This is a genomic window from Pseudoalteromonas sp. T1lg24, from assembly GCF_002964745.1.
GTDB lineage: Bacteria > Pseudomonadota > Gammaproteobacteria > Enterobacterales > Alteromonadaceae > Pseudoalteromonas > Pseudoalteromonas spongiae.
In genome coordinates this window covers 963,539-972,772 of sequence record NZ_PQCB01000033.1, presented here as the reverse complement: position 1 = coordinate 972,772, position 9,234 = coordinate 963,539, and the positions used below count along the sequence as shown (strand labels likewise).

10 protein-coding genes and 2 pseudogenes are annotated in these 9,234 nt (G+C 39.6%); 5 read left to right on the top strand and 7 right to left on the bottom strand.

Translation table 11 applies throughout. From position 1 onward, the window contains the following. The 5 genes and pseudogenes from C2M30_RS21850 to C2M30_RS16625 form a co-directional block, all read left to right on the top strand. Positions 1 to 247, top strand: a pseudogene (locus tag C2M30_RS21850) (glucose/galactose MFS transporter); the annotation flags it as partial. Positions 248 to 512: 265 nt separating this feature from the next. Further along, positions 513 to 651, top strand: a pseudogene (locus C2M30_RS21845) (type IV pilin protein); the annotation flags it as partial. Positions 652 to 1,499: 848 nt separating this feature from the next. Then, entirely contained in the window at positions 1,500 to 1,922 is a 423-nt protein-coding gene (locus C2M30_RS16635) for a hypothetical protein (RefSeq protein WP_105172504.1), read from the top strand. A gap of 2 nt (positions 1,923 to 1,924) precedes the next feature. Beyond that, entirely contained in the window at positions 1,925 to 3,631 is a 1,707-nt protein-coding gene (locus C2M30_RS16630; protein WP_105172503.1) for a GspE/PulE family protein, read from the top strand. 192 nt (positions 3,632 to 3,823) lie between these two features. Further along, positions 3,824 to 4,138, top strand: coding sequence for a hypothetical protein (locus C2M30_RS16625; RefSeq protein ID WP_105172502.1), 315 nt, complete (start codon positions 3,824 to 3,826; stop codon positions 4,136 to 4,138). A gap of 48 nt (positions 4,139 to 4,186) precedes the next feature. On the opposite strand, the gene C2M30_RS16620 is transcribed toward C2M30_RS16625, so the two are convergent. From C2M30_RS16620 to C2M30_RS16590, 7 genes are all read right to left on the bottom strand, one after another. Next, positions 4,187 to 4,852 (bottom strand): YoaK family protein, encoded by a 666-nt coding sequence (locus C2M30_RS16620; protein ID WP_105172501.1) that lies wholly within the window; start codon positions 4,850 to 4,852, stop codon positions 4,187 to 4,189. 177 nt (positions 4,853 to 5,029) lie between these two features. Then, positions 5,030 to 5,416, bottom strand: coding sequence for a tautomerase family protein (locus tag C2M30_RS16615; RefSeq protein ID WP_105172500.1), 387 nt, complete (start codon positions 5,414 to 5,416; stop codon positions 5,030 to 5,032). 36 nt (positions 5,417 to 5,452) lie between these two features. Further along, positions 5,453 to 6,145 carry a hypothetical protein gene (locus tag C2M30_RS16610; protein ID WP_105172499.1) on the bottom strand — a complete coding sequence of 231 codons (693 nt, stop codon included), beginning with the start codon at positions 6,143 to 6,145 and terminating at the stop codon, positions 5,453 to 5,455. Continuing rightward, positions 6,138 to 6,908: a hypothetical protein gene (locus C2M30_RS16605; RefSeq protein WP_105172498.1), complete on the bottom strand. Its 771-nt coding sequence runs from the start codon at positions 6,906 to 6,908 to the stop codon at positions 6,138 to 6,140. The genes C2M30_RS16610 and C2M30_RS16605 overlap by 8 nt, the downstream gene beginning before the upstream one ends. Then, complete coding sequence (locus C2M30_RS16600) at positions 6,898 to 7,233, bottom strand: cupredoxin domain-containing protein (RefSeq protein WP_105172497.1); 336 nt, start codon at positions 7,231 to 7,233, stop codon at positions 6,898 to 6,900. The genes C2M30_RS16605 and C2M30_RS16600 overlap by 11 nt, the downstream gene beginning before the upstream one ends. Next, positions 7,230 to 8,588, bottom strand: coding sequence for a sensor histidine kinase (locus tag C2M30_RS16595; protein ID WP_158683511.1), 1,359 nt, complete (start codon positions 8,586 to 8,588; stop codon positions 7,230 to 7,232). Before C2M30_RS16595 ends, C2M30_RS16600 begins: the two co-directional genes overlap by 4 nt. Beyond that, the gene (locus C2M30_RS16590) at positions 8,575 to 9,231 is read right to left on the bottom strand and encodes a response regulator (RefSeq protein ID WP_105172495.1); all 657 of its coding nucleotides are present in this window, start codon (positions 9,229 to 9,231) and stop codon (positions 8,575 to 8,577) included. Before C2M30_RS16590 ends, C2M30_RS16595 begins: the two co-directional genes overlap by 14 nt. Positions 9,232 to 9,234 lie beyond the last annotated feature (3 nt).

Here is a 9,234-nt window from a genome sequence, read left to right as displayed (position 1 = left end):
CGCTGTGGGTTTATGTAACTCAATTATGTTCCCAACTATTTTTAGTCTTGCGATTAACAACTTAAAAGAGCACACCTCACAAGGTTCAGGCATTTTATGTTTGGCTATCGTGGGCGGTGCAATTATTCCTGTTTTCCAAGGTATGGCCGCTGATACGATTGGCCTGACGCTCTCTTTTATTATTCCTGCTGTATGTTACGTGTTTATCGTATTCTACGGTATGAAAGGGCATAAAACAGACGCTTAAGCGTTCCAAAATCCAGTACTTTAAAGGCCACATAATGTGGCCTTTTTTACATAGGTCTCGGTTAACACTAAGACTGTTTTATTAATCAATAAGACTCTCTGTCTAAACACCACCAAATTAGTTTTCTAACTTTGCTGTAAATCAGACTTATGGTCTATTTCCAACATTTAGGTATTTTTTCACTAAAAATCAGCCACAAAGAAGAAAGTTCGCTAATGTTGTCTAAACTTTAAGGAATAATTTGTTTCTAAAATGGACAGTATTAATGAAGTTAAACTTTTTAAATAAGCCCCTAATAAAAAACTATCAGGGCTTTACGTTAATCGAAATTATGTTGGTTGTATCGATTATCGGTATTTTAGCAATGATTGCACTGCCCAATTACCAAGGCTATGTAAATGAATCAAAAGCCGCTTCTCTTTTATATCGAGTTCACTCTATAGGCCTTGCCTATCAAGACGTTATTGCTACAGCTCCAGATGCATTAGCCAAACCGGATGAGTTATCCAGTGAGAAATTTGGTGTGCCTCCAGCCTACTTACCAGGCTTAGCGAGTCAGTTCACAGAAGAGTTTAATATTGAATTTTCCGCACAGTTGGTTAATCACTCTGGCTATTTCAAGTATACCGGCCATGAGGCTTTCCCCGTTTTATTTTTAAAGGCAAATGACCAAAATGGAATAAATGTGCTTAATGCGCTAGATCATGTCACTAAGTTACAACACTCTTTTGTTACGCCAAATATAATGATTATTGCATTAGCAACTCCATTTGAAACACACCAAACAAGTGGACAAGCTTTAGTAGCCACAACGAGTCAACCACAGCCCAACCCACTAACAACACAAAAACCACATAACTCTCCTTGTAATACTGGGTTTTATCTTTGGCCACCCGAGCCTGGTCAACAATATGGAACGTGTCATTCATCACCTCCACCAAGTAATGCAAATAACAATGGCGGAAGTAGTAATAACGGCCAAAGTACTTTTTCAGGCCAAACAAACTCAATGACAGCAAATAATGGTAATAGCGCGAGCAACTCAGGAAGCCAATCAAGTTCATCAAGTAGCTCCAACAGCCAAACCAATACTGGCAGTTCTAGCTCATCTAGTAGTGCTAACAGTCAATCAAATACAGGCAGTCAAAGTAATGCGGGTTCTCACTTAAATTGGCCACCTGGTTGGGTAATGCACCCTGATAAACATCAGGGTCAACATCATGGTCATCATTAATAAATTGGAGTGCTAAAAATGGATTCTACAAATAAACGCTGGCAAGAGAATATTGCAGAGGCGATGAATGAAACTCAAAAGAATCAGTCAACGAATAGTCGCACAACAATTATGTTACCAAGCTGGATAACATACGCTGTGTGCATTGTATTCGGATTTTTAATTGCTAAAACAGCTGTTACTGGCGTAAAAACACACCATACAAACTATGACAGGGATTTCCAAACCGGCAGTTCTGTTGCTTTATTAATGGTAGCGGAAGACGTAGAGCACTATAAAACAAACTATGGCAAGCTTCCCGACGAATTACCTAGTCCGATTGCCGCAGTGATCGATGTTTCTTATGAGAAAATTAGCAAAGATCATTTTCGCCTAACTATGCCTCATGGCGATTCAACGATTACATTTGATGCCAAAGACGATAAAATTTACATGGACTAACTATGACTGAAAATAATGAAATACATAGAAGTAATCAAACATTTCAGTGGCTTCATCGTTTTTGCCTTGAGCATATAAAAAATAAAGAACTTAATCTTGATGAGCTCTTTGAAAGCAATTGTGCTCTCAAAGTATGGAAAAATGCAGAATCAATTCTTCAAGTCGATGCGAACACATTAACAAGAATGGTAGCCAAGCATTTTGAGCTGGATGTCGCCGATAGTCCACAAAATATAACTGAAGAGTTGTTGCATTTCGTGCCTCTAAAAGTAGCCAAAGAATATGGTATTTTTCCGCTAAGTTTAACTGATGGTCAACTCATAGTAGCTTCACCCCACCCATTTGATTCAGATATGGAATCAATGGTTGAATTTTTAACAAGTCTTCATGTCACATCTCAATTGGCTCATCCTAGTGTTATTGCAAAGTGGACCGAGTTATTTTATGAAGACAATGCGTTGTCTCAGAACGATATTGTTATCAAATCCAATCAAGCAAATACTTCATTCTCACAGTCAGAACCTATTTCTGAAAACTCAGCCATAGTTAAAATTGTTTCTGAGATGCTATTGGAAGCATTTATTCTAAAAGCGAGCGACATACACATCGAACCTTTTCAGGGAGGTGGCGTAGTTCGTTATCGCATTGATGGTATGTTGCGGGTTATTTCAGAGTTACCATCTCAAGTATTCATTCCGATTATCCAGCGTATTAAAGCAATTGCCCGTCTAAATTTGGCTAAGAAAATGGTTCCTCAAGATGGTAGTGTAAGTTTGGAATTAAAAGGTCAAGATGTTGATTTGCGTGTATCTACATTACCGGTTCGAGGCGGTGAAAAAGTCGTCATTCGCCTTCTGATTAAATCAGCGGTAAATCAACTAGATATGATTGGCCTTCAAGACAAAGAACTCGAAACGTTTAAAAACTTACTTCATAGCAGCGAGGGAATTTTTGTCATAACAGGCCCAACAGGCTCTGGTAAAACCAGCACTCTTTATTCTGCTCTTAAAGAAATAAATGCCCCAGAAAAATGCCTTGTCACCGTTGAAGACCCCGTCGAATACGAGATTGAGGGTATTGCCCAAGTTAATATCAACCCAAGCCAAAATCTTACTTTTTCGAGTGCACTTAGAAGCATTTTAAGGCAGGACCCAGATGTCATTTTAATGGGCGAAGTGCGTGATGAAGAGACAGCAGAAATTACGTTTAGAGCAGCTATAACCGGGCATTTTGTTATGACTACCTTGCATACCAGCGATGCCATCACAACAATCCCAAGGCTGATTGGATTAGGAGTCTCCCGACCTATTCTAGCTGATTCATTAAAAGGTGTAGCGGCGCAGAGACTGGTAAGAAGGCTTTGTTCTTGCTGTAGTAAAGAAAGCAGCGAAAATGAACATGGAAAACGCCTTAAAAGCATTTTTCCAAAACTTAATATTATGGCTCCTGTTGGTTGCGATAAATGTAATCAAACTGGCTATAAAGGCCGTATGCCTTTGTTTGAAATCATCACGATGGACCAAAACTTAGCTGATGCAGTCAGAGCTGGCGAAAGCTCAAGTGCTCTTAGAGAAATAGCATCTAAAAACGGTGCCAGAAGCCTCTACCAAGTTGCTATTGAGGCTATTTCTAATGGGCACACTTCCGCTGAAGAAATTAATAGAGTATTGGGAGAATCCTTTTGGAAAGCATGCAGTGAAAAGCCATAACTGCAATTGCATTTTAAATCACAACAAAAAATTGACGATTTATGGACAGATTTCCTACTGAGTCCACATAAAAATAATTTCATTTAGTCGCTATTAATGGCATACAATATGATTTTAACGTTCTTGTGTGATTTGGTTTAGAAAATGCATACAAAACCTGTATGCATTTAACAAATTTAAAAAATTATCACCATGAACAAACAAGCAAATATAGTGTATGTATTGAGCGGCTACGCAAAGTGCGCAACTTCAAACAATGATAAGTACAAACTTGGTAATAAACACTCTATCGGCCTATTAACAACCGATAAAAATTATCAAAAAAACATCAAAAAGCTTAAAAGCTTTATAAAAGGGCTGGGTTGGGATTCCATCATGTTTTGTACAGTTGAAGAAGTTGAAGATATTAACTCGTTATCAAATAACGTGTTGATTTCGAGCTTTATTCGCGCTCAAGAAAATGGTCAGTCGCTAGTGGTAAACGATCAGGCCATTACAGTGCATTAGCGAAAGGAAATTAGTGTATTTTAGCTGTAGATAGTGATTTAAAGGTCACTATCTATTTGATGTTCTGTTTAAATATGTGCGGTACGCAACTGAGAGCAATAAACATAAAAAAGCAGGTAACAGTAACGCCATAAATTGATAGCGAGAAAAGCATAAAGCGCCTAACACCCCACCAGAGATAAAGCCAAAAATAATAAAAACGAAAAGTTTCACTTTTCGCTTATCAAGCCTGTCTCCCCTAAAGATGGCACCAAGCATAATACCCAAATCAGTAAAAATACCTGTTACATGTGTCGTTCGTATAATAGCGCCGCTGTAGGTTGTTGCGAGCGCATTTTGTAAGCCACACGCGGCTGACGCAAAATAGTAACCATTGTGTGAGCCACTGGTTAAAAACCACGATGAGATAAGTAATAAAATAAATTCAATAAATAGCGCCGTATCGTAGTGCCTTCCTAATTTTAATGTGGAGCCATGTAATAAAAATCCGGCGATAGAAGCCCCAAGTAAAAATGAAAGTAAGATGCCTAAAAACTGAAATGCTTTTTGCAATGAACCACTAAAAATTTCAGTACCAAGCAACGTGGCTGTGCCAGATAAATGAGATATAGATTGATGGTCAAAGCCAAGCACACCCACAGCATTAACAAAGCCCGCTATCAAAGATAAAATTAGAGCGCCGAATTCTACCCATTTAGGTAATTTGGAAATCACAACATTTAATCCCCTGAAAACACACTCGTTTGAAATAAATGATAACTAAAACGTTAAATAGTTATTGTTGTTACTATCAAGATTTATCGATTGTTTTTACTATCAAGATTTATCGATTGTTTTTACTATCAAGATTTATCGATTGTTTTTACTATCAAGATTTATCGATTGTTTTTACTATACATTGACTTGGTATGTTAAATCTTTCACGTCATCGCCAGTCATGCCACGAAATCCCCAACAATGCTTTGGTTGCTCTTTGATAGTGATTTCTATATCTGTTGGTGAAATGCCAAGTGATGATTCAATATTCTGAAAAAGCGCCATTATTAAGGTTTTTATAGTTGCAGGTGTTCTACCTTGCATCATATTGATTTCAATTACAGTGTAAGCATCTGTGCGGCCATCTGGATAATAAAAATTTGATCTATCAAGAGGCACAATACGATGGGCACGTTTACTTTCTGGAAGGCCCAACACGTCAGTCATAGAAGTCTGAATAACTTCAGATAACTGCGCTTTAATTGGGTTTAGCAGCTCGTTAATTCCATAAATTACAACCATTTTTCTTCCTTAAAAATTTAACCATAGATTGCTTAGCTAAAATTCATACTCAATGCCAAAGCGCAAAGTATGGTGTTTACCCGGTTGTGATACTTCAGTTACAAAGCTTGCTTCCCACTTTAATTGCTTTTGCCCATCAAAACGGTAGGTGCCCATAAAGCCTGGGCCAATGGCAGCAAAACGCTCGCCCACATGAAACTCAACGGAGGGTTGAAAGGCACTTAAATAACGGTAACGCACTTTGCCACGCATTGCTATTTCAAGTTCATTTTCGGCCGTATCGCCCCATTCGTACGATAAAATACCATTTAGTGTGGCACTCACTTTGCCAAACTCTTTTTCAACAATCAGGCCGCTAGAAAACTCATAATTGGCTTCGCTATCTTGCTTTTCAATTTCAAAAAATGCGCCCCAGTCTGAGCTGTATTCGCCTTGCTCGGTGAGCATCCAGCGGGTTTCAATTTCATAGCCCGAAACAGTAAAGTTATCATCGCTATCACGCTCGCCAATCACATAAAACTCGATGGATTTATTCTCTGTAAACGCCTGCCCGTAACCTAAACGCTGCGCCAGTAAATTGCCAGCATCGGTGTTACTCGACATTAATCGCCATTCCACTTCGCGTTCGTTCGCCAATACATAAGGGTGGTAAATTTTATCTACCGTCATATTGTCAGCCAAACAGCTGGCACTCACCAATAATAGTAAACAAGCAACTGATTTAGTCATTACTATCCTCACTTGAGCGAAGCGCTAAATTTGATTTAAAAAACGCAATTAACATAATTACCAAAGACACGGTATAGGTGATAACAAAGGCGAAAGTGGGCGATGATTCGTACCCCATAATGGCGCTTAATACGCGGCCATATTCCGATTTATCTGACAGCCAATTTTCAAGCACAAATGCGGTACTACCGGCATCGATTAAATCTACTTGAGATAATAAATCAGACACCTCAGCTAAATGTCCTGCCACAAAGCTGGCAAATAGCAATGCCAATAATACACGGTAGCCTTTGGCCTTTAATTCGTTTAATACAAATAACCAAAGCACCGCAAAACTTAACGTAATGCCGAAGCCTAAAAAGCACGCCAATAAAAACTGCTGTAGCGAACCAACAGAGTTAACACTTACTGTTAAATAGTGGAAAAACCCAGCCAGCTTTAAACTTGTAAGTGATATCACAGCAACTATCACCGAATATTTAATGATGGTGGTTTGCCCACTGATTAGTGAAATAAATAACCCTACCGCAAAAAGCATCAATAAACTTGAGCTCACCACTTCCACCCCAGCTCCATCGAACAGCGAGCTAATGCTTGGTGCACCTTTTAATAGTGCGATTACACAGCACACAATGGCCAGTAATGCTATAAAAAGCGAGCGTAGCGAATAACTGATATGGTTAAACAACACTTTGAGATAACAAAGCAATACACATAAAGGTAAAATGTCGCGCAAAAAGATTATGACCGTATTAATCAGCATTTTTTGGCTCCTTCGCAATCACCTTACCGCGAGCGGTATCTGGGTGAAATTCACCAAAAAACTCGTATTCACCAGGAGACAGTGGGCCAACAAAAATCGTTGCTTTGCGCTTCGCAAAAATGACTTTTTCTCGGTTCATATCAAAACTATCAAACTCTTCGTCAGAGTCATCTAAGTTAGTGATCACCAATTTTATTTTTTTATTAGCAGGAATTTCTAGCAGCTCAGGGTAAAACACATGATCCTTAAGTGTTAAATGAAATACCTCACGCTCGGCAAAAAGTGAAAACGAGCAAAATAACAAACATACAATTAGGCGCTTCACTGCACCTCCTTATGCTCTGTTATTGGTAGGTAAACGTTCACCGACAAACCACCTAACTCCCCGTTTTCAAGTGTCATTTTACCATTTAGCAAATCCACAATATGATTAACAATGGCAAGCCCCAAGCCCGATCCTTTTACCTTAGTTTGCTTAGATTCTTCACGGTAAAATGGCGTTAGTAAATCTTGCATTATGGTGATATCTACTCCGCTGCCAGAATCAGCAACTTCGATGCCCATCATATTTGTTGTCGCAGGGATTTGACGAATTAAAATACGCTGTTTTTTGCCAGCATATTTAATGGCATTGCGTAGCAAATTATCAAACAAGGTTTTCAAAGCAAATTCTTCGCCAATCACCACTGCATGTGACATTTGCAGTTCAATTTCTTGTTGCTGCGAAATAATCTCATCATAACGCGCAGCAATTAATTCTTGTATTAATGATTCAATATCAATGGGTTTAAGTGTTTCATTAAAGTTTTCAGGGGTGTAGCGCGATAGCGCAATAATTTGCTCAACCACTTGTGCTAAACGCTCAACCTGTTGCTTTAAATCGGCTAAATCGTCTTGTGTAATGTCTTTTTGGTTAAGCTGATAACTTAAATTATGTGCGGTGATGGATAACACACTAATTGGCGTACGCAGCTCATGGGCAATATTGGCGGTTAGACGTTTTTCGCGATCAAACGCCAATGCCAAGCGCGCCAACAAATCATTAATTTTGTCCGTCACCGGCAAAAGCTCAGTAACCATGCCTTGGCTTGCCACAGGCGTTAAGTCGGTATGGTCTTTTTTACGAAGGGCATTACCAAGCGCTCTTAACGGCCTGATATTTTTACGCACCAAATAAAACACTATCAAACCAATAATAGGTACCACCATCACCACAGGTGAAATGCTTACCATCAGTAAATTTTCAGAAGCCAATTGGCGTTTGCTCAAAGGCTCTGCCACCAGCACCGAAAAAGGCGCACGTTCAAAACGATATAAACGCCAGCGCTGGCCACCAAAACCTGCTTCAAAAAAACCGCTTGGTAGTTCATTTGCTAAATGTTGCTGGAACGCACGTGGTAAGGTTTTAAAGTCAATTTCTAATTGCTGGCTTTGCCTAACAAGGCCGTGTTGATTGGTGATTTGAAATAAACGATGTGCGCTGCTTGTTAGTGTTTCACTGTTATTAAGTGCCAACGCTATTTCTGCAAATTCTTGTAATTGCGCATCAAACAGCTGCATTAACTGCTTAGAACTGCTGCGATAACTGTGCAGCGCAGCAAAAAAGGTTGCCAGTACCACGCTTGCCAAAATTAAGCTTATCAGCTGGCCTTGCATCGACTTAGCATTATTCTTTGACAAGATAGCCAACACCTCGCACCGTAGCAATAAACTGCGTTGGTAAACGTTTTCGTAAGTTACTAATGTGCACTTCAATGGTGTTAGAGCTAATTTCTTCACCCCAATCGTAGAGTTTTTCTTCCAAGCTTAATTTAGATTGAATGCGGTTGGTGTTTTCCATCAGCGCACGCAGCACCATGTACTCTTTTCGAGATAAATCAACCGCTTGATTATCAACCAACAACTGATTATTTTCAGTATTTAATGTGACGTTGCGAATTTGAATAAGCGCCGCATGGTTAGTGCCTGCACGGCGTTCTAGTACACGAATGCGCGCCATTAATTCGGCAACATCAAAAGGCTTTGCCAAGTAATCATCGGCGCCCTGATCAAGCCCTGTGACTTTACTGTCAATATCGCTGCGCGCCGTTAAAATAAGCACAGGCACCGTGGCATTAATCGCTTTTAGTTGAGATAGCACCAGCAGGCCATCAATATCAGGCAAGCCTAAATCGAGGATCACTAATTGATATTCCGCCCCTTGGAATGACTTGACCGCAAGCTCACCAAGTGCCACCCAGTCCACTGCGTACCCTGCATTTTGCAGCGATGTTTTAAGGCCTCTGGCAAGAGGCCCGTCATCTTCAACTAATAACAATCTCATTTA

Excerpts from the sequence above, each read along its gene's own strand:
- C2M30_RS16635 (WP_105172504.1), top strand. The coding sequence starts at position 1,500 with ATGGATTCTACAAATAAACGCTGGCAAGAGAATATTGCAGAGGCGATG.
- C2M30_RS16630 (WP_105172503.1), top strand. The coding sequence starts at position 1,925 with ATGACTGAAAATAATGAAATACATAGAAGTAATCAAACATTTCAGTGG.
- C2M30_RS16625 (WP_105172502.1), top strand. The coding sequence starts at position 3,824 with ATGAACAAACAAGCAAATATAGTGTATGTATTGAGCGGCTACGCAAAG.
- C2M30_RS16615 (WP_105172500.1), bottom strand. The coding sequence starts at position 5,416 with ATGGTTGTAATTTATGGAATTAACGAGCTGCTAAACCCAATTAAAGCG.
- C2M30_RS16610 (WP_105172499.1), bottom strand. The coding sequence starts at position 6,145 with ATGACTAAATCAGTTGCTTGTTTACTATTATTGGTGAGTGCCAGCTGT.
- C2M30_RS16605 (WP_105172498.1), bottom strand. The coding sequence starts at position 6,908 with ATGCTGATTAATACGGTCATAATCTTTTTGCGCGACATTTTACCTTTA.
- C2M30_RS16590 (WP_105172495.1), bottom strand. The coding sequence starts at position 9,231 with ATGAGATTGTTATTAGTTGAAGATGACGGGCCTCTTGCCAGAGGCCTT.